This is a genomic window from Pantoea sp. SIMBA_079 (assembly GCF_046940275.1).
In the GTDB taxonomy this organism is placed as follows: Bacteria; Pseudomonadota; Gammaproteobacteria; order Enterobacterales; family Enterobacteriaceae; genus Pantoea; species Pantoea borealis.
The window spans coordinates 1-245 of the sequence record NZ_JAWRYR010000762.1 but is presented as its reverse complement, the minus strand read 5'-3'; the positions used below and the strand labels follow the sequence as shown (position 1 = coordinate 245).

General features: G+C 66.9%; 1 protein-coding gene. It reads left to right on the top strand.

What is annotated here, in order from left to right; translation table 11 throughout:
• Positions 1-245: potassium transporter TrkG (locus tag SB719_RS22000; RefSeq protein ID WP_412160010.1), on the top strand; the 245-nt coding region annotated here is incomplete at both ends.

Genomic DNA, 245 nt, shown 5'->3' with positions numbered 1-245 from the left:
AGGCGCTGGCGATGCTGTTCCACTCGGTGTCGGCCCGGACCGCCGGCTTCAATACGCTCGATGTCGGCGCCATGCAGAGCGAAACGCTGGCGGTCCATTACGTGCTGATGTTCATCGGCGGCGGCAGCGCCGGTACGGCGGGCGGCATCAAGCTCACGACGTTCTTCCTGCTGGGCTTCGTGGTCTGGGCCGAGATCCGCGGCGAGCGCGATACGACGGCCTTCAACCGCCGCATCAGCCACGAG